This window comes from Pseudochelatococcus sp. B33 (assembly GCF_053570585.1).
In genome coordinates this window covers 35538-52764 of the sequence record NZ_JBSEFH010000023.1, presented here as the reverse complement: position 1 = coordinate 52764, position 17227 = coordinate 35538, and the positions used below count along the sequence as shown (strand labels likewise).

The window sequence follows — 17227 nt, the reverse complement described above, 5'->3', positions numbered from 1 at the left end:
CCGCGGTGTTTGGTCATGCGATGCTGAAGTTCGCAAAAGCTTACTCCCAAGGCATTCGGCAAGAGAGCAAGTGCCGGTTCAGAGCTGTTTGACTGCTCGCTTGTTCAGGTCCACGCCGTCCCGCTTGCCCGCGAACAGCCCGCTGGCGGAAAACGTCGGTTTCTTCGTATCGCTCTTGGAAACGATATGCCCTCTGAAATTACCCGACTTAGGCGAATCCACCGACGCCAAAGAAACGGACGCAACATTGCCGGTATGGCCGGCGCCCTTAATAGGAGTAGCCATTACATAATCCCTTTAAATAAACACACGAAACAATCAAATACGCACAAAACGTTCCTCGCCCTCTCCCGCCGCAATCGCGGCGGCGGTGTTTTCAGGGCGCACCAGCGCCTCGAAAAGCGAGCCTTTCAGGAACTCGATCTGATCGACGGCGGCCTTCAGCTTCTCCTGAAACCGCTCCTGTGTCAGATCCGACAGCGGCACCGTCTCCGACCACACCACCTGGCCATGCTGCTCGTCGACGGTCAGCGCGCCCTGGCCGTTGAATATCGCATAGTGGCACTCGGCCAGCAGGCGGCGGAAGAAACCCTCGTCGCTCGTCGGGATCGGGCCGACGGGCCCGTAGAGCAGAAACGCGTCGCGCGGCCCGTCGTAAAGGATGTTGAGGGCGTGATCGTCGAACATCAGCCCGACAAAGCCGTGCTCGCCGAACGTCAGCCCCGGCAGGCCGATATACTTGCCGAAATCGGACAGAAGCGCTTCCGCATCCAGCGAAACAGCCGCACGAACATCGCTCATCAAATCTGCTCCCGAACTCATGGTTTTACATCCGGCATCAACAGACGAAGGAGGAAAACGAAGCTTTAGACGCCAACATGATCGCTATATCGTAATAAACGATAATATTGCAAAATCAAACACGCCGCGATTTTCTTTATACAGAAACAAACAAAAAACGGAAGAGGCGCCCTCAACTCCACCACAAGAAACATATCCACACATAACGGTTGCCTGTATTGCATGAATAGACGCGGATGTCAAATCCTTCCTGATTTCTGGCGCCAATGTGACGCGGTATCGCCACATTTGTGGTGTCAGCCGTTGCCTCCCCCGCGCCGATAGCGTCACGCGCGGACTGCGACATCCCCGCGCTTTGGCCCGGCCGTCGTTCGGCATATGCTGCAAGGATATGGCCCGGCGCGGGTTGCGGTTGCTCGGAGCACACGTTCCGATGGAATCGGAACCTGTGTTTTAACTTTTATCATTTTTCCGCAGCTTGATTCAATGTGATGATCAAATTGAATCAAGCTGCTATAGCGATGGCGGCATGGCCGCCAGCACCGCGGACGGGACGGCGGCGCGCAGAAAGGAAACGAAACCGATGGACGATTTGGCGGAGCGCAGGGCGCAGATCGTGGCGGACATCATGGCCGCTACGGGCATCGACGACGACATGATCGCCCGCCTCGTCGATACGTTCTATGCCCGCGTGCGCGCTGACGCCGTGCTCGGCCCGATCTTCGAGAGCCATGTCTCCAACTGGGACACGCACCTGACGCAGATGCGGCTGTTCTGGTCGTCGGTCGCGCTGATGAGCGGCCGCTATCACGGCCGGCCGATGCCCAAGCACATGAACCTGCCGATCGACGCGCGCCATTTCGACCATTGGCTGGCGCTGTTCGAGACGGTCGCGCGCGAGGTGTGCCCGCCCGCCGCGGCCGAGCACTTTCTCGACCGCGCGCGGCGCATCGCCGAGAGCCTGGAATACGGCGTCGCCACCCGCCACGGGGCCGCGCTGGAGCACGGGGAGCGCTTCATCAACCCGTCCCTGCCGGCGGCGGAGCCCAGATCCGCCCCGGAACCGGCGACACGGAACGCGGCGGGCGGCCGCGCATAAGAAAGCCGAGCATGAGCCAACGCCAGGCCCGCCGACACCGCCGGCCTGCCGCTCCCCGCAGGCTTGCCCGCGAGTCTGCGCGCCTATCGGCAATCGCCCGTGTTCGATCGGGAGACGATCCTCGATGCCCTGAAACGCCATCACAGTCTCAAGGCCGGCGTCTGGGCCGTCATCCATGTGCTGGAGAGCGCCCTGCACGTGCGGCCCAAGCAGGCACACTCCGTCCGGGCCGAGAGACCGGTGCGGTTCGTGGTGGAACCTTTACGCTGCCACGGAAGCGGGCAACCCCCACGCGTGACGCGCGGGCTCACGCCTTCTTGACGAACTCCGTCTTCAGCACGAGGCCCTTCACCTGCTTGGTATTGGCCTCGATCTCGCCGGACTTGCCGGTCAGCCGGATGTTCTTCACCAGCGTGCCACGCTTGAGCGTTTCCGAGGTGCCCTTGACCTTGAGATCCTTGATCAGGGTCACGGAATCGCCGTCCGCGAGCGCGGCGCCGTTGCTGTCCCTGACGATGTCCTCGTCGCTCATACCGTATCTCCATCCGGCGTGTCGTCATCGACGCCCACTTCGGCAGGGTCCATATCGTAGAAGCGGGAGCAGAATTCGCAGGTCACGCCGATGCGGCCGTTGTCTCCCACCATGTGACGCCGGTCGTCCTCGTCGAAGGTCGTCAGCATCGCGGTTATCCGCTCCCGGCTGCAACGGCACGCCTCATGCACGCCCTGGGCCGCGAACACCCGCACGCCGCGTTCGTGAAACAGCCGGTAGAGCAGCCGCTCGCTCGACACCGTCGAGTCGATCAGCTCGTGATCCTCCACGGTATCGACGAGCAAATGCGCCTCCTGCCAGCGGTCGTCCTCCGGCCCTGCGGCAGCCGCCACCTCCGCCGCCTGTGGCAGAAACTGCACCAGCATGCCCCCGGCGCGATAGCCGATGCGCCGCTCGCTGCCCGCGCCCAGCGTTTCCTCGCCGACGGCAAGGCGCACGCGCGTCGGGATCTGCTCCGACTGGCGAAAATAGGTGTGCGCCGCCTCCTCCAGCCCCTCGCCTTCCAGCGCCACGATGCCCTGATAGCGCGTCATGTCGCCGCCCTGATCGACCGTGAGCGCCAGATGGCCGTGGCCGATCAGCGCGCCGGTGCCGGCCTCGCCCTTCTCCTCGGCCGCGCGCACGCGCTCGGCGTCGAAGCGGGCGCAGGCGCGCAGCCTGTCGGGCGCATCGTAATCCACCACGATCATCTCGATCGGCCCGTCGGAGCGGGTCTGCAACTGGAACTGGCCCTCGAACTTGAGCGACGAGCCGAGCAGCGCCGTCAGCGCCGCGGCCTCGCCGACCACGCGCGCCACCGACGGCGGATAATCGTGACGCGACAGGATGAGATCGATGGCCGGCCCGAGCCGCACGACGCGCCCGCGCACGTCGAGCCCCTCGATGGCGAAGGGCAGCACGCTGTCGTCGGCGCCTTCGTGCGCGGCTTCCCCGGCGTGCGGAACGCTCATTCGCCTGCGCCTTTCGCGCCCCTCGCCCCCTTCGCGCCCGCTCTTTTGGCAAGCCTGGCGACATCCGCCGGCGCCACGTCGCCGAGGCCGATGCCGAGGCACCAGGCCAGCACGCCCTTTTGCGCGTGCAGCCGGTTTTCCGCCTCGTCGAACACCACCGACTGCGGGCCGTCCATCACCTCGTCCGTCACCTCCTCGCCGCGGTGGGCGGGCAGGCAGTGCATGAAGACGGCGCCCTCGTTGGCGGCGGCCAGCAGCCTGTCGTTGACCTGATACGGCCGCAGCAGGTTGTGGCGGTAGCGCTCGTCGTCGTCGCCCATGGACACCCAGCAATCGGTGATGACCGCATCGGCCCCCTTCACCGCCTCGAACGGATCGCGCGTAAGCAGAACGTTCGCCCCCTCGCGCCGCGCCCATTCGACGAGATCGGCGCGCGGCGCCAGCTCCGCCGGCGTAGCGATGGCGATGTTGAAGCCAAGCTTGGCGGCGGCATGCACCCAGGAGGTGAGCACGTTGTTGGCGTCGCCGGTCCAGGCCACCGTCCGGCCACCGATCGGTCCGCGATGTTCCTCGAACGTCAGCAGGTCGGCCATGATCTGGCACGGATGCGACTGCTTGGTGAGGCCGTTGATCACCGGCACCGTGGCGAATTCGGCGAGCTCGCGCATGGCGGCGTGGTCGAGAATGCGGATCATGATCGCATCGACGAAACGCGACAGCACGCGCGCGGTGTCGGGAATGGACTCGCCGCGCCCCAGCTGCATCTCCGCGCCCGTGAGCATGAGCGGTTCGCCGCCCAGCTCCCGGATGCCGACGTCGAACGACACGCGCGTGCGGGTCGACGGCTTGTCGAAGATCATGGCCAGCACCTTCCCGTCCAGCGGCCGGTACTGCTGCGGCCCGCCCCTGACCCGGCGCGCCTTCAGCGCCTTGCCGAGTTCGAGCATCTCGCGCAACTGCTCGCCGGCGAAATCGGTCAGGTCGAGGAAATGGCGCACGCCCGTGCCCGAGGCACTGTTCGAGATCGTGGTGGCCAATGCTGCGCTGCCCTGCGTCATTCTGGGTTACTTTCTGTCTTTTCCACCTCATGGGGCGCATCGAACGAGGCGGCGACGGCATCGAGCCCGTTGATCGCCGCGCCGATCTCGTCCTCGCTGATGATCAGCGGCGGCAGCAGGCGCACGACATTCTCGCCCGCCGCGATCGTCACCAGCCGCCGCTCCAGCGCCCGCTTGACGAATTCGCCGTTCGGCACCTTGAGCTTCAGCCCGAGCATCAGCCCCTCGCCGCGCACCTCCTCGATCACGTCGGGATGACTGTCCTTCAACTGCGCCAGCCGCTGGCGCAGCAGCCCGGAGCGCGCCTGCACGTCCTCCAGAAAGCCCGGCGCGAGAATGATGTCGAGCACGGCGTTGCCCACCGTCGTCGCCAGCGGATTGCCGCCGAAAGTCGTGCCATGGGTGCCGAGCGTCATGCCCTTGGCGGCCTCCGCGGTCGCGAGCATCGCCCCGAGCGGAAAGCCGCCGCCGATGCCCTTGGCGATCGCGACGATGTCGGGGCGGATGCCGGCCCACTCATGGGCGAAGAGCTTGCCCGTGCGGCCGATGCCGCACTGCACCTCGTCGAGCAGCAGCAGCAGCCCGTGATCGTCGGCGATCTGGCGCAGGCGGCGCAGGTCGGCCGGCGGAACCGGGCGGATGCCGCCCTCGCCCTGCACGGGCTCGATCAGGATGCCCGCCGTCTCGGGCGTGATGGCGGCGGCAAGCGCCTCCCAGTCGCCCAGCGGCACCTGGTCGAACCCCTCGACCTTCGGACCGAAGCCCTCGATATACTTCTGTTGCCCGCCGGCGGCGATGGTCGCCAGCGTGCGCCCGTGGAACGCGCCCTCGAAGGTGATGAGGCGGAAACGCTCCGGATGGCCGCTGACGGCCTGATACTTGCGTGCCGTCTTGATGGCGGCCTCCAGCGCCTCCGCGCCCGAATTGGTGAAGAACACCGTATCGGCGAAGCTCGCGTCGACGAGGCGCTGGGCCAGCGTCTCGGCTGCGGGTATCCGGAACAGGTTCGATACGTGCCAGAGCTTGTGCGCCTGCTCCTCGAGCGCCGCCAGGAGATGCGGGTGAGAGTAGCCGAGCGCATTGACGCCGATGCCGGAGCCGAGGTCGAGATATCGTTCGCCGCCGCGCGCCTCGAGCCAGACACCCTCGCCCTTCTCGAATACAACATCGGCCCGCGCATAGGTCGGCAAAATCGGCGACGTCACAGCTTGTTACTCCAGAACGTGAGAGCGGCACGCGCGCCACGCACGCGGCACGCCCCGGCGTGGCACGCATCCGCCGCAAACGATCCGGGCCGGGGATCGGGAAACCGGATCGGCACCGGGTTCGGGAGCCGGGACGGAAGACCGGAGGGCAAGCACCCATCAGAGCCCGGCGAATGCGAACGGCGCAATGGAAAAAGCCGCCCCACGGGACGGCATGTTGTATAACTTAGCGGCCGCGGCAGGCAGTTTCAAGTTGAATCTGAGCCGCGCGGCAGGATGGTGGCATTCCCCGCAAGGGCAGCACTGCGCGCAAAGGCCGCAGCCGCCGCCCTGCCGGCGGGCGGCGATCCGCCGATATCGGCCGGCAGGCCGAAAACCGGAACGAAATCCGTCCCCCAGGAGGTTTCGGGCGGGATTTTTTGCGCGATCGTCGCCTCCGCGCCTTGAAATTGCCCGCATTCACAGCAATTTCTGCGCTGTCAAAGAATTGTTTACGACTTCTCCTGTGGGAAAATGCATGCGAAAGCATGCGCGACTCTTGCAGGAGAGTCGCGCCATATTGTAGTTTCCCGGGTGACGGCCACGAGATGTCGTTTGGCTGCCTCCTACCCAGCGTTTCCTCTCAGGTGAACGTTGCGCCCGGCGATCTGCCGTTTGGGGCGGGATGGAGGATTCCGTGCGACGCGGGGTGGAATGGAGCATGATGATGAGCGATCCTGGTAATACCTGGACTGATGAACGTGTCGAGCAACTGCGTAAACTCTGGAGCGATGGCCTGAGCGCCAGCCAGATCGCGACGGAGATCGGCGGCGTGAGCCGCAATGCGGTCATCGGCAAGGTTCATCGTCTCGGACTGTCCGGACGCGCCAAGGCTCCGGTGGCCGCGACCCCTCGCCCGGTGCGCAAGGCCCCGGCGGCGGTCACGCCCGCCCCCCGGGCTCCCGCCGTCCCGCCAGCCGACCCCCCGCCGCAGGCCCAGACGTTCGGCAATACCGCCCTCGCCGCCGCTCGTGCGGTTGCCGGGCCGGCCGAGGATGTCGTCGCCAAAGTCGTTCCGCAGGCGGTGCCTCAAATCGCTCCGCAGGTGGTGCCGGCAGCGCGGGAAAGCGTCGTTGTGCCGCTCTCCGAGCGCGTCACCATCATGGACCTGCGAGAATATATGTGCCGCTGGCCGGTGGGCGACCCGACCTCGCCGAGCTTCCGCTTCTGCGGCGCACGCTCGGTGACGGGTATGCCCTATTGCGCGCACCACGCCGGCATCGCCTATCAGCCGGTTCTCGAACGCCGGCGGGACCGCAAGCGGGCCTGAGCAGGTCGGCCCGACGACATCACTGCCGAGATAGAGAAAGCCTCCCGAGGAACTTGGGAGGCTTTGCCGTTTCAGCGGACACCGCACCGGCAGAAGCGGCGCCGGCGGCCACGGCCCCGCCTATTCGGCGCGGGCAAACGTCTCGTCGAAGGCATAGCCCGCGCCGCGAACGGTGCGGATCGGATCGGGACTGCGCGGACGGTTGATCGCCTTGCGCAGACGTCCCACGTGGACGTCGACGGTGCGCTCGTCGATATAGACGTCGTGCCCCCAGACGCCGTCGAGCAGTTGCTCGCGGGTGAAGACACGTCCCGGGCTCTGCATCAGAAATTCGAGCAGCTTGAATTCGGTCGGCCCCAGATGCAGCTCGCGGCCGTTGCGGCGCACACGGCGCGTCTCGCGGTCGAGCTCGATGTCGCCGGCGAGCAGCAGGGTGGCGACATGGCCGGGTTTCGTGCGCCGCAGCAGCGCCCGGACACGCGCGAGCAGCTCCGGCACCGAAAACGGCTTGACGACATAGTCGTCGGCGCCGGTGGCAAGCCCCCTCACCCGCTCGCCCTCGTCGCCGCGGGCGGTGAGCATGATGATCGGCAGCCGCTCCGTATCGCCCCGGGCGCGCACCCGCCGGCACAGCTCGATGCCGGAAAGCCCCGGCAGCATCCAGTCGAGCAGCACGAGGTCCGGAACCTGTTCCCTCAGGCGTATCTCGGCCTCGTCGCCACGCGCCACGCTATCGACAGAATAGCCCTCGGCTTCCAGATTGTAGCGCAGCAGCAGCGCCAGCGGTTCTTCGTCCTCGACGATCAATATGCGCGGTCCCACCATAAGATCCTCGTTATACCGCTCGCAGGGGCGCGAGACATCACGTGTTCAAAGATCTGCATACCCTCCGGACATCGGAGAAGGAAACATGGTTTTGCGCGTCAGCCGGCTCGGCCGACCGCGATCATAGCTTTTCCGCCGTCGCGAAGCTCGTCGTGTCGCCCTTGGGGCGCTCGCCCGACAGCGTCTCGCCGGTGGTGAGGTAATAGATGGTCTCGGCGATATTGGTGGTGTGGTCGCCGATGCGCTCTATGTTCTTCGCCAGGAACAGCAGATGCGTGCAAAAGGTGATGTTGCGCGTATCTTCCATCATATACGTCAGAAGCTCGCGGAAGACCGAATTGTAGAGCGCGTCGATGCGGTCGTCCCGGTTCCAGACATCGAGCGCCTTCTGCTCGTCGCGCTGGGCGTAGGCGTCGAGCACGTCCTTGAGCTGCGCCTGCACGAGGTCGCTCATGTGCTGAACGCCGCCGACGATCTTGGCCGGATGGGCCTCGTTGCTGATGGCGAGCACGCGCTTGGAGGTGTTCTTGGCGAGATCCCCGATGCGCTCCACGTCGCCGGCCACGCGAATGGCGGACACGAGGTCGCGCAGGTCGATGGCCACCGGCTGGCGCCGGGCGATGGTCGCGACCGCGTGTTCCTCGATTTCGTGCTGCAGGCCGTCGAGCCTCGCATCCGCATCGATGACCTGGCGCGCGAGCGCGACGTCGCGGCGCACCAGCGCACGCGTCGAATCGTCCAGCATTTTCTCCGCGATGCCGCCCATCTCGGCGATCTTGCTGCGCAAGAGTTCGAGATCGGCATCGAATGACGTCACGATATGCTCAGGCATGACCACACATCCCGTTCAAAAGGCCAGAATGGACAGCACCCCGCCGCCCGATCCCAGCGATCAGCCGAAACGGCCGGTGATATAATCCTGCGTCCGCTTATCGTTCGGCGCGGTGAAGATCTTCGTCGTTTCCGCGAATTCCACCAGCTCGCCGAGATACATGAACGCTGTGAACTGAGACACGCGCGCCGCCTGCTGCATATTATGCGTGACGATGGCGATCGTGTAGTCCTCGCGCAATTCGTCGATCAGTTCCTCCACCTTCGAGGTGGAAATCGGATCGAGCGCCGAGCAGGGCTCGTCGAACAGGATCACCTCCGGCTTCACCGCGACGGTGCGCGCGATGCATAGACGCTGCTGCTGCCCGCCCGAAAGGCTCTGGCCGGAGACGTTCAGCTTGTCCTTCACCTCCTCCCACAGCGCGGCGCGGCGCAGGGAGGACTCGACCCGCTCGTCCATTTCCGCCTTGTTCAGGCTCTCGTAAAGGCGGACGCCGAACGCGATGTTCTCGTAGATCGTCATCGGGAACGGCGTCGGCTTCTGGAACACCATGCCCACCTTCGCGCGCAGCGCGTTGACGTCCTGGCCGGGATCGAGCACGTTGCGGCCGTCGACCATCACCTCGCCCTCGGCCCGCTGGCCGGGATAGAGGTCGTACATGCGGTTGAGCACGCGCAGAAGCGTGGACTTGCCGCAACCCGACGGGCCGATGAAGGCCGTGACGATCCGGTCGTACAACGGCAGGTTGATGTTCTTCAGCGCCAGGTTGCTGCCGTAGTAGAACTTGAGGTTGCGGACCGAGACCTTTTCGGTGAGCGGGCCCGCGGGGATCGCCGGCGGCCCGGGGGACGTGGCGGTCTGGATTGTCATTTCGTCCTCCTCGTGGAGAGAGCCCGAGCCGCGATGCTCATCGCGAGAACCGTGAAGGTGATCAACAGGGCGCCCGTCCACGCAAGCTGCTGCATGTTCTCGTCAGGCGTCTTGGTGAAGTTGTAGATCACGACCGGCAGGCTGGCGATCGGCTGTGACATCGAAGTCGAAAAAAAGTTGTTGCTGAGCGCGGTGAACAGCAGCGGTGCCGTCTCGCCGCTGATGCGCGCCACCGCCAGCAGCACGCCGGTGACGATCCCCGCAAGCGCCGCCTTGTAGGCGACCTGCCTGATGATGATGGACCGAGGCAACCCGAGCGCCGCCGCCGCCTCGCGCAACTGGTTCGGCACGAGCAGCAGCATGTCCTCGGTGGTGCGCACCACGACCGGGATCACGATGACGGCGAGCGCCGCCGAGCCCGCCCAGCCCGAGAAGGTGCCGAACGGCGCGACCAGGATTTCGTAGATGAACAGGCCGATGACGATCGACGGCGCCGACAGCAGGATGTCGTTGATGAAGCGCACGACGTTCGTCAGCTTTTCATAGCGGCCGTATTCCGCCATGTACGTGCCGGCCAGAAGCCCGAGCGGCGTGCCGATGAGCACGGCGAAGAACACCATCATCAGCGAGCCGATGATGGCGTTGAGCAGGCCGCCCCCCGTGCTGCCGATGCTCGGCGTGATCTCCGTGAACACGTGCGGCGACAGCCCGGCCAGCCCCTGCCAGACAAGCACCGCGAGAATGAGCACCAGCCAGAGCATGCCGAACAGGGCCGCGACCGTGCAAAGGCTCATGGCGATGCGATTGGAGCGCCTGCGCGCGGCGTAGAGCGCCATGGTCAGCCCTCCAGCTTGTTGAGGCGCGCCAGCATCAGCCGCGCTGCCGCCAGGACGATGAAGCTGATGATGAAGAGGATCAGGCCCAGCGCCACCAGCGACGAACGGTAGAGCCCCTCGGAAGCCTCGGCGTATTCGAGCGCGATCGTCGCCGATATGGTCGTGCCGGGCTGCAGGATGGAGGCCGAGATCTGCTTGGCGTTGCCGATGACGAAAGTCACCGCCATCGTCTCGCCCAGCGCGCGGCCGAGCGCGAGCATCACACCGCCGACGAGGCCCGCGCGGGTGTGCGGGATGACGACGCTGCGCACCACTTCCCAGGTCGTGCAGCCGAGGCCGTAGGCAGCCTCCTTCATCACGGGCGGCACCGTCTCGAACACGTCGCGCGACACCGAGGCGACGAAGGGCAGCACCATGATCGCCAGGATGAGGCCGGCGGTGAGCGTGCCAAGCCCGTAGGGCGGACCCGCGAAAACCGCGTTGAGGACCGGCACCGGGCCAAACAGCGAGATCAGGAACGGCTGCAGCGTCTGCTGCAGGAACGGAGCGAAGACGAAAAAGCCCCAGATGCCGTAGATGATCGACGGAATGCCGGCGAGCAGTTCGATCGCGATGCCGATGGGCCGGCGCAGGATCGGCGGGCACAGCTCGGTGAGGAAGACCGCGATCCCGAGCCCCACGGGCACGGCGATCAGCATGGCGATCAGCGACGTCACCAGCGTGCCGTAGATCGTCGCCAGCGCGCCGAACTCCTCGGCATTGGCGTCCCACGACTGGGACACGAAGAAATTGAACCCGAAATGGCTGAGCGCCGGCCACGCGCCGTATGCGAGCGACACGACGATGGCGAACAGCAGTCCCAGCACCAGAAGCGCTGCGGTTCGGGTCAGATAGAAGAAGAACCTGTCCCCCCGCCTGAACTTGTCCAGGATCCGCGAACGGTTCCCTATCCCATCGCCAGCGTGGGATACGTCCTTGATTGCAACGTCGGCCATAACTCTTTGCCTGTGCGCGAAAAAAGCACTCGTCGGCCCGCCGCACGACAGCGCCGCCGCATGCGGCCCCTGTCGGGCGGAAGGCGCGACAGATCCGGCGGCGGGAGCCGTGGCAAAGGCCTGAGGCCAGTGCGACGAGCGGGCAAAAACGGGGCGCTCCGATGGCACCCCCCTATATCATCGGCTCGTCAATGTCACGAACCTGCCGCCGGGACGAGCGGCAGCTCAGTTGGTTTTCACCTCGGCCGCCCACGCCGCGCGGATTCGGTCCGTCAGGCTGTCGGGCAGCGGAATGTAGGCGAGCTCGTCCGCATAGGGAGCGCCCTTGGCATACGCCCAGTCGAAGAACTTCAGAACGGCCGCGACCTGCTCCTTGTCCTTCGGGTCCTTGTGCACGAGCACGAAGGTCGCGGCCGTGATCGGCCAGGACTCGTCGCCGGGCTCATCGACGAGAACCACGCCGAACCCGGGAGCCGATGTCCAGTCCGCGTTGCCGGCCGCCGCCTGGAATGACGCCGTCTCGGGCGTGACGACCTTCCCCGCCTTGTTCTTGAGCTTGGCGTAGGAAAGGTTGTTCTTCTTGGCGTAGAAATATTCGACATAGCCGATCGAGCCGGCGATCTTGGCAACGTTGTTGGCGACGCCGTCATTGCCCGGCGCGCCCAGGCCGACGGGCCACTGCACCGTGGTGCCGGCGCCGAGCTTGCCCTTCCAGTCGGCCGAGACTTCCGACAGGTAGCTGGTGAAGGCGAAGGTCGTGCCCGACGAATCGGCGCGGCGCACGACGGCGATCGCCGTCGAGGGCAGAGTGACGTCCGGGTTCAGCGCCTTGATGGCGGCGTCGTCCCACTGCTTGATCTCGCCGAGGAAGATCTTGGCCAGCGTGTCGCCATCGAGCGTGAGCACGCCGGGCTCGATGCCTTCCAGGTTGATGATCGGCACCACGCCGCCGATGACGGTCGGGAACTGGACGAGGCCGGACTCTTCGAGATCCTTGCCGGAAAGCGGCGCGTCGGAGGCGCCGAACGCAACCGTATTGCCCTTGATCGCCTTGATGCCGTTGCCCGAACCGCTCGACTGGTAGTTGATCTGAACGCCGGTTTCCTTGTTGTAGACTTCAGCCCACTTCACGTAGATGGGCGCCGGGAAGCTCGCGCCAGCGCCGGTCACGGTCTGCGCGGAAGCAGGGGCGGCGAATGCGGCGGCGGCGATGCCTGCGGCGGCATAAAGATGGGAAAACTTCACAGAACGCCTCCAGAATAAAAAACAAAAAACCGACACAACGCCCATCCGCCGGGGCAGCGCATGCCCGGATAACAGGCAGGAAGCCTAAACGGTCGAACACGCTCTCTTTATGACACACAAATGACGCTTCAATGACACAATACAACCGGAGCGGACATCCCTGACGTCTCCGCCGCGCCGCCTGCGGCCGCCGCACTGCCGATAACCGCCGGCGTCTCAACGATTCCACGCTCCGGCGACATGCGCCGCCGGTGGAGGTGCGACGGCTGCTGCGCCGGCAAAACAGATTAGCGTCGTATGACACCCGGCGCAAACGACCGCCAGGCCCATGAAAGCGGCCGCATGGAAGAGCTGTGGAATTCAGTCGTCGGCGCCGTGATTGCTGATCGCGGGCAGGTACACGGTGAACGACGCCCCTTCCCCGAGGCGGCTGGCGATTTCGAGGCGCCCGCGATGGCGGTTGACGATATGCTTGACGATGGCGAGGCCGAGACCCGTGCCGCCCTTCTCGCGGCTGTGGGCGACGTCCGCGCGGTAGAATCGCTCGGTCAGCCGCGGCAGATGCTCGGGCGCGACCCCCGGCCCGTAGTCGCGCACTTCGACCATCACTTCCTGCTCGCCGCGCTTCGCTCCCTCCACCGTCTGCATCGTCACGTCGACCCGGCGGCCGTTCTGGCCGTACTTGATGCCGTTCTCGACCAGATTCTCGATCACCCGCAGCAGGTCGTCCCTGTCGCCGATGACGAACAGCGGCCCGGGCGGCTGCTCCAGCGCCAGCGTGACGCCGCGCTCCTGCGCCAGCGGCGCGAGCGTCTCGATCATATGGCGCACCAGAAGCCCCACCTCGACCACCTCGCTCGGCGGCACGTGCAGGTTCATCTCGATTCGCGACAGCGACAGCAGGTCGTCGATCAGCCGGGACATGCGCTGGGCCTGATCGCGCATGATGGCGAGGAACCGCTCGCGCGCGGGCTCGTCGTTGCGCGCGGGCCCCTGCAGGGTCTCGATGAAGCCGATGAGCGAGGCGAGCGGCGTGCGCAGCTCGTGGCTCGCGTTGGCCACGAAGTCGACGCGCATGTGCTCGAGGCGCCGGGCGCTGGTGAGATCGCGAATCAGCAGCACCGCGCCCTGCGGCTGCGAACGCGAATGCGCATGTGAATGACCCGGCGCCGTCGCGGCCGCTGGGGCGAGCACGGGCGCAATATGCGCCTCCAGCGTGCGCTCCACCGCGCCGTGCTCGCGAAACTCGGCGTTCACCGCCGCGCCGCCGTGGAGCACCGTCTCGATACCCTCGAGCACGGCGGGCGCGCGCACGATGAACGCGAGCGGCCGCGCCTCGACCAGAAGCGGAAACAGCTCCCGCGCCGCCGGATTGAGGTTCAGCACGATGCCGCGCCGGTCGATCAGCACGATCGGATCCGGCAGCGCGGCGAGCAGGGACTGAGGGGCAACCGGTTCGGAGGCCGCCGGCTTGACCCGGTCGGGCGGCAGCCGGCCGCGCAGCGGCCGCCGGTCGCGGAACAGCCCGCCCACCGCCAGAACGGCGAGCACGCACGCGACCAGCACCGGCCAGGAAAGCGTGCCTTGGAAGAAACCGATCACGATGAAGATGGTGCAGACCACCAGTGCCGACCGAATGGCGATCGCGCGTGCGCTCAACTCCATACCCGTATCCCGCCCCCGTCAAACGCCCATGCCAGAGGCGCCAAATTGTCAGTTTCCTTCCTAACTCGCTATGATGCCATTCGATTCATGACAGGGAGACGGCACATGGCGAACCATAAGAAACACGCATCGCGGGAGGCCGCCGCGCAGGACACGCACGACATCCTGTCGCAGTTCGACATCGATGCCCCCGAGCTGCCGGCGCCCATCGCCGACGCGGCCCTGCGGTCGGGCGGATTTCCCTACGACGACAAGCTGGCGCGCAAGATCTATAAGCGCGAGCTGCGCAAGCTGCAAATCGAGCTTCTGAAGCTCGCGACCTGGGCGCGGGACTCGGGCGAACGCCTCGTGATCGTTTTCGAGGGGCGCGACGGCGCCGGCAAGGGTGGCGCCATCACCCGGTTCACCCAGCACCTCAACCCGCGCTCGGTGCGCATCGTGGCGCTGCCGCGCCCGTCGAACATCGAGGCGCAGCAGTGGTACTTCCAGCGCTATGTGTGCGAGTTGCCGGCCGCCGGCGAGATCGTGCTGTTCGACCGGTCATGGTACAATCGCGCCGGCGTCGAGGCCGTGATGGGCTTCTGCTCCCCGGCGCAGACCGAGCGCTTCCTGCACGAGGCGCCGCTGGTGGAGAAATTGTGGACCGACGACGGCATCAGGATCGTCAAGATCCTGCTGACCATCGGCCCCGAGATGCAGATGGCGCGCCTGCACGCCCGCCAGCACGACCCGCTCAAGCGCTGGAAGCTGTCGCCCATCGACTACGAGGCGATCCCGCGCTTCGATGCCTATTCCCGCGCCTTCGACCGCATGATCGAATTCACCAGCACGCCCCATGCGCCGTGGACCGTCATCCGCGGCAACGACAAGCTGCGCGCGCGACTTGCGGTCATCCAGCACGTTCTCGACGTCATCCCCTATGCCGACAAGGACATCGCCGCCGTCGGCACGCGGGACAGGGGCGTGGTGCTGTCGGCCAAGCGCTTCCTGTGCAAGGGGGGAGAGCCGGTCGCCAACGGGGAGGATTGAGGGCCGCAGCGTTGCGCACGGCCACTGACATTGCAGCCCGGGGCCTCCATGTTGACGACGGCGACGAGACGTGAGGTCGCCAGCCCGTCATGCAGTTCGCTGCAAGGTGAAACGTCGCCGGACGGGTGAGCTTTTCGCTGAACCGTCCACGTGCTAGATTTTCAGCATGCGACGGAGACGAGAAATGCGCTGGCGAATTGGCCCTGCCCTTGCACGCAGGTCCGTGCAAATCCTGATCTGGTCCGGTCTGCTCCTTGGCGCTACCGCCTCCGGCGCTGTAGCTCAGACGGCCTCGCCCGTCGTCAACACGCCGCGCGACATCGGCCCGGCGCTGGTTGCGTGCTGGAACCCGCCGGGCGGCTCCGACGGCCTGACGGCCACCGCCCGTTTCAGTTTCCGGCGCGACGGCAGCCTCATGGGGCCGCCACGCATCACCTTTTCACGGCTCGGCGAGAACGACGCCCGCGCGCGGGCGTTCCTGCAATCCATCGCCGACGCCTTCCTCGATTGCACGCCGCTGAACTTCAGCCCGTCGTTCGGCAGTTCCGTGGCAGGGCGCATCTTCACCCTGCGCTTCATCCCCTCCGCGCGGCGCATCTGATACCCGGCCTCAATGCGTATGGCTCATTGAGACCGGACCGAGCCCGCACGCGACCGGCCCAAGGCCGGAAGCGTGGATCTGGGAAGCGGACCGGCTGCCGCAGCCGGCTCAATGCTTGGGAGCGCCTTCCGCGGGAGCGCCTTCCTTGTGCTCCGCGCCGCCATGCCCGGCGTCGCGCGCGCCCAGGCTGCGCACGGCGAACGTCACCGGCACCGTGCCGGCCTCCTTGAACACGAGGTCCGCGGTGAAGGTCTCTCCCTCCCTCAGCGGCCGCTTCAGGCCGATGAACATGGCGTGATAGCCGCCCGGCTTCAGCTCGACGCTCTCGCCCGCCTTCACGGGCAGGCCGTCGTCGAGCTTGCGCATGCGCATCACGCCGTCGGTGACGGCCATCTCGTGCACCTCGAACTTCTCGGAGATGTCGGTCGAGCCGGACAGCAGCACGTCGTCCTTGTCGCCCTTGTTGATCAGCACCAGATAACCGCCGGCGACACGGGCGCCCGTGGCGGTGGCACGCGACCACGGCGCTTCGATCGTCAGGCCCGTCGAGGTGGTGACGGCCTCCCCGTGCGCGTCCGGCGCCTCATGCGCCCCTTCATGCGCCTGGGCGACGGGCGCATAAGCGACCGGCAGCGACAGCATCAGGGCGAACAGGGAGGCGCGAAGCACCGGCGCAGCCGGGCGGCGGATCGGAAGAATGGTCTTGAGGGTCATGTCTCTCACTCCAGGGCGCGCCCCTTCCCGACAGGGGGCATTGCGCCATCCATTTGATCACAATATCGAAAAGCGGTGAATGGGTGGTCAGGTCGCAGGCGGCCCGCGTGCCGGGGGAGACAGCCTCGGGGCGGCGAGGCGCGGGGCCTCGCGGATATCGCCAAGGGCGAGCGCGCGGCGCCACTCCGGCGTGAGCAGGGCATAGGCGCCCGCCGGTCCGGGCAGGCCGGCGCCCTGCAGCGCGCATATGCCGCAGCACAGGCGAGCGGGTGCACGGTCCGGGTTGGTGTGTTCGCCGGCATCGAACGCGTCCGACCATGCCGCCCCGGGACGGCAGAGCACCGTCGCCAGCCTTATCGCCACCTGCACGTCGCCGCGCGCGGCGATGACGATGGAATCGGCGCGCCCCTGCGATCCCATTGCCATGACCGTGGTGGCGAAGGCTAGCAGGATCAGGTGCGCCGCCAGCCCGTAGGCGACGACGCACGGGATCGCCGCCCGCAGGAAGCGGTTCAGCCAGTGCAGGCGGCGCATAGGGCCGTGCCTGCCGATCGTTTGACGCCTGCGGGGGAACATGGTCGAATAGGCTTGGTCCCGGCCTGAAATAAGTTCGCTTGGCGCATTTTTTGCGAGAAAGGTG

The 17227-nt window shown here is 66.2% G+C and carries 20 protein-coding genes; 5 read left to right on the top strand and 15 right to left on the bottom strand.

The window, feature by feature from the left end:
* Nucleotides 1-78: 78 nt before the first annotated feature.
* Nucleotides 79-285: a hypothetical protein gene (locus tag ACUSIJ_RS22415; protein ID WP_449310647.1), complete on the bottom strand. Its 207-nt coding sequence runs from the start codon at nt 283-285 to the stop codon at nt 79-81.
* Between the two features lie 33 nt (nt 286-318).
* On the bottom strand, nt 319-801 hold the full coding sequence (locus tag ACUSIJ_RS22410; RefSeq protein WP_449310646.1) for a type III secretion system chaperone: 483 nt from the start codon (nt 799-801) through the stop codon (nt 319-321).
* 583 nt (nt 802-1384) lie between these two features.
* On the opposite strand from ACUSIJ_RS22410, the gene ACUSIJ_RS22405 reads away from it, so the two are divergent.
* Both ACUSIJ_RS22405 and ACUSIJ_RS22400 read left to right on the top strand, forming a co-directional pair.
* On the top strand, nt 1385-1900 hold the full coding sequence (locus ACUSIJ_RS22405) for a group III truncated hemoglobin (protein WP_449310645.1): 516 nt from the start codon (nt 1385-1387) through the stop codon (nt 1898-1900).
* A 99-nt stretch (nt 1901-1999) separates the two neighbouring features.
* Nucleotides 2000-2221, top strand: a complete 222-nt coding sequence (locus ACUSIJ_RS22400) for a DUF1971 domain-containing protein (protein ID WP_449310689.1) — start codon at nt 2000-2002, stop codon at nt 2219-2221.
* Here the strand turns inward: ACUSIJ_RS22400 and ACUSIJ_RS22395 are convergent.
* From ACUSIJ_RS22395 to ACUSIJ_RS22380, 4 genes are read right to left on the bottom strand one after another with little or no spacing between them, the layout of a single operon-like run.
* On the bottom strand, nt 2208-2432 hold the full coding sequence (locus tag ACUSIJ_RS22395; protein ID WP_449310644.1) for an alkylphosphonate utilization protein: 225 nt from the start codon (nt 2430-2432) through the stop codon (nt 2208-2210). The two genes, ACUSIJ_RS22400 and ACUSIJ_RS22395, sit on opposite strands and share 14 nt — an antisense overlap.
* Complete coding sequence (locus ACUSIJ_RS22390) at nt 2429-3403, bottom strand: Hsp33 family molecular chaperone (protein WP_449310643.1); 975 nt, start codon at nt 3401-3403, stop codon at nt 2429-2431. Before ACUSIJ_RS22390 ends, ACUSIJ_RS22395 begins: the two co-directional genes overlap by 4 nt.
* The gene (argF, locus tag ACUSIJ_RS22385) at nt 3400-4461 is read right to left on the bottom strand and encodes an ornithine carbamoyltransferase (protein WP_449310642.1); all 1062 of its coding nucleotides are present in this window, start codon (nt 4459-4461) and stop codon (nt 3400-3402) included. The genes ACUSIJ_RS22390 and argF overlap by 4 nt, the downstream gene beginning before the upstream one ends.
* Nucleotides 4458-5666, bottom strand: coding sequence for an acetylornithine transaminase (locus tag ACUSIJ_RS22380; protein WP_449310641.1), 1209 nt, complete (start codon nt 5664-5666; stop codon nt 4458-4460). The genes argF and ACUSIJ_RS22380 overlap by 4 nt, the downstream gene beginning before the upstream one ends.
* A 706-nt stretch (nt 5667-6372) precedes the next feature.
* On the opposite strand from ACUSIJ_RS22380, the gene ACUSIJ_RS22375 reads away from it, so the two are divergent.
* Nucleotides 6373-6975, top strand: a complete 603-nt coding sequence (locus tag ACUSIJ_RS22375; protein ID WP_449310640.1) for a GcrA family cell cycle regulator — start codon at nt 6373-6375, stop codon at nt 6973-6975.
* A 120-nt stretch (nt 6976-7095) separates the two neighbouring features.
* On the opposite strand, the gene phoB is transcribed toward ACUSIJ_RS22375, so the two are convergent.
* The 7 genes from phoB to ACUSIJ_RS22340 form a co-directional block, all read right to left on the bottom strand.
* Nucleotides 7096-7797, bottom strand: a complete 702-nt coding sequence (gene phoB, locus ACUSIJ_RS22370) for a phosphate regulon transcriptional regulator PhoB (RefSeq protein WP_449310688.1) — start codon at nt 7795-7797, stop codon at nt 7096-7098.
* Between the two features lie 124 nt (nt 7798-7921).
* The gene (phoU, locus tag ACUSIJ_RS22365; RefSeq protein WP_449310639.1) at nt 7922-8632 is read right to left on the bottom strand and encodes a phosphate signaling complex protein PhoU; all 711 of its coding nucleotides are present in this window, start codon (nt 8630-8632) and stop codon (nt 7922-7924) included.
* A gap of 60 nt (nt 8633-8692) precedes the next feature.
* Nucleotides 8693-9502 (bottom strand): phosphate ABC transporter ATP-binding protein PstB, encoded by an 810-nt coding sequence (gene pstB / locus ACUSIJ_RS22360; protein WP_449310638.1) that lies wholly within the window; start codon nt 9500-9502, stop codon nt 8693-8695.
* Nucleotides 9499-10338 (bottom strand): phosphate ABC transporter permease PstA, encoded by an 840-nt coding sequence (gene pstA / locus ACUSIJ_RS22355; protein ID WP_449310637.1) that lies wholly within the window; start codon nt 10336-10338, stop codon nt 9499-9501. The genes pstB and pstA overlap by 4 nt, the downstream gene beginning before the upstream one ends.
* 2 nt (nt 10339-10340) lie before the next feature.
* Nucleotides 10341-11333: a phosphate ABC transporter permease subunit PstC gene (gene pstC / locus ACUSIJ_RS22350; RefSeq protein ID WP_449310636.1), complete on the bottom strand. Its 993-nt coding sequence runs from the start codon at nt 11331-11333 to the stop codon at nt 10341-10343.
* 225 nt (nt 11334-11558) lie between these two features.
* A complete protein-coding gene (pstS, locus tag ACUSIJ_RS22345; RefSeq protein WP_449310635.1) occupies nt 11559-12623 on the bottom strand; it encodes a phosphate ABC transporter substrate-binding protein PstS in 1065 nt (354 codons plus the stop codon).
* 315 nt (nt 12624-12938) lie between these two features.
* Nucleotides 12939-14243: an ATP-binding protein gene (locus ACUSIJ_RS22340; RefSeq protein ID WP_449310634.1), complete on the bottom strand. Its 1305-nt coding sequence runs from the start codon at nt 14241-14243 to the stop codon at nt 12939-12941.
* Between the two features lie 105 nt (nt 14244-14348).
* Here ACUSIJ_RS22340 and ppk2 point away from each other — a divergent pair, with 105 nt between their 5' ends.
* Together ppk2 and ACUSIJ_RS22330 are read left to right on the top strand one after the other, a co-directional pair.
* Nucleotides 14349-15272, top strand: a complete 924-nt coding sequence (gene ppk2, locus ACUSIJ_RS22335; protein ID WP_449310633.1) for a polyphosphate kinase 2 — start codon at nt 14349-14351, stop codon at nt 15270-15272.
* A 184-nt stretch (nt 15273-15456) separates the two neighbouring features.
* Nucleotides 15457-15873: a hypothetical protein gene (locus ACUSIJ_RS22330; RefSeq protein WP_449310632.1), complete on the top strand. Its 417-nt coding sequence runs from the start codon at nt 15457-15459 to the stop codon at nt 15871-15873.
* A gap of 108 nt (nt 15874-15981) precedes the next feature.
* Here ACUSIJ_RS22330 and ACUSIJ_RS22325 read toward each other — a convergent pair whose 3' ends face one another.
* Together ACUSIJ_RS22325 and ACUSIJ_RS22320 are read right to left on the bottom strand one after the other, a co-directional pair.
* The gene (locus tag ACUSIJ_RS22325; RefSeq protein WP_449310631.1) at nt 15982-16587 is read right to left on the bottom strand and encodes a copper chaperone PCu(A)C; all 606 of its coding nucleotides are present in this window, start codon (nt 16585-16587) and stop codon (nt 15982-15984) included.
* A gap of 87 nt (nt 16588-16674) precedes the next feature.
* Nucleotides 16675-17121 carry a hypothetical protein gene (locus ACUSIJ_RS22320; RefSeq protein ID WP_449310630.1) on the bottom strand — a complete coding sequence of 149 codons (447 nt, stop codon included), beginning with the start codon at nt 17119-17121 and terminating at the stop codon, nt 16675-16677.
* Between the last annotated feature and the right edge of the window lie 106 nt (nt 17122-17227).

Coding starts and splice junctions, on each gene's coding strand:
- ACUSIJ_RS22415 (WP_449310647.1), bottom strand. CDS start 285: ATGGCTACTCCTATTAAGGGCGCCGGCCATACCGGCAATGTTGCGTCC.
- ACUSIJ_RS22410 (WP_449310646.1), bottom strand. CDS start 801: ATGAGCGATGTTCGTGCGGCTGTTTCGCTGGATGCGGAAGCGCTTCTG.
- ACUSIJ_RS22405 (WP_449310645.1), top strand. CDS start 1,385: ATGGACGATTTGGCGGAGCGCAGGGCGCAGATCGTGGCGGACATCATG.
- ACUSIJ_RS22395 (WP_449310644.1), bottom strand. CDS start 2,432: ATGAGCGACGAGGACATCGTCAGGGACAGCAACGGCGCCGCGCTCGCG.
- ACUSIJ_RS22390 (WP_449310643.1), bottom strand. CDS start 3,403: ATGAGCGTTCCGCACGCCGGGGAAGCCGCGCACGAAGGCGCCGACGAC.
- argF (WP_449310642.1), bottom strand. CDS start 4,461: ATGACGCAGGGCAGCGCAGCATTGGCCACCACGATCTCGAACAGTGCC.
- ACUSIJ_RS22375 (WP_449310640.1), top strand. CDS start 6,373: ATGAGCGATCCTGGTAATACCTGGACTGATGAACGTGTCGAGCAACTG.
- phoU (WP_449310639.1), bottom strand. CDS start 8,632: ATGCCTGAGCATATCGTGACGTCATTCGATGCCGATCTCGAACTCTTG.
- pstB (WP_449310638.1), bottom strand. CDS start 9,502: ATGACAATCCAGACCGCCACGTCCCCCGGGCCGCCGGCGATCCCCGCG.
- pstA (WP_449310637.1), bottom strand. CDS start 10,338: ATGGCGCTCTACGCCGCGCGCAGGCGCTCCAATCGCATCGCCATGAGC.
- pstC (WP_449310636.1), bottom strand. CDS start 11,333: ATGGCCGACGTTGCAATCAAGGACGTATCCCACGCTGGCGATGGGATA.
- pstS (WP_449310635.1), bottom strand. CDS start 12,623: ATGGGCGTTGTGTCGGTTTTTTGTTTTTTATTCTGGAGGCGTTCTGTG.
- ACUSIJ_RS22340 (WP_449310634.1), bottom strand. CDS start 14,243: ATGGAGTTGAGCGCACGCGCGATCGCCATTCGGTCGGCACTGGTGGTC.
- ppk2 (WP_449310633.1), top strand. CDS start 14,349: ATGGCGAACCATAAGAAACACGCATCGCGGGAGGCCGCCGCGCAGGAC.
- ACUSIJ_RS22330 (WP_449310632.1), top strand. CDS start 15,457: ATGCGCTGGCGAATTGGCCCTGCCCTTGCACGCAGGTCCGTGCAAATC.
- ACUSIJ_RS22325 (WP_449310631.1), bottom strand. CDS start 16,587: ATGACCCTCAAGACCATTCTTCCGATCCGCCGCCCGGCTGCGCCGGTG.
- ACUSIJ_RS22320 (WP_449310630.1), bottom strand. CDS start 17,121: ATGCGCCGCCTGCACTGGCTGAACCGCTTCCTGCGGGCGGCGATCCCG.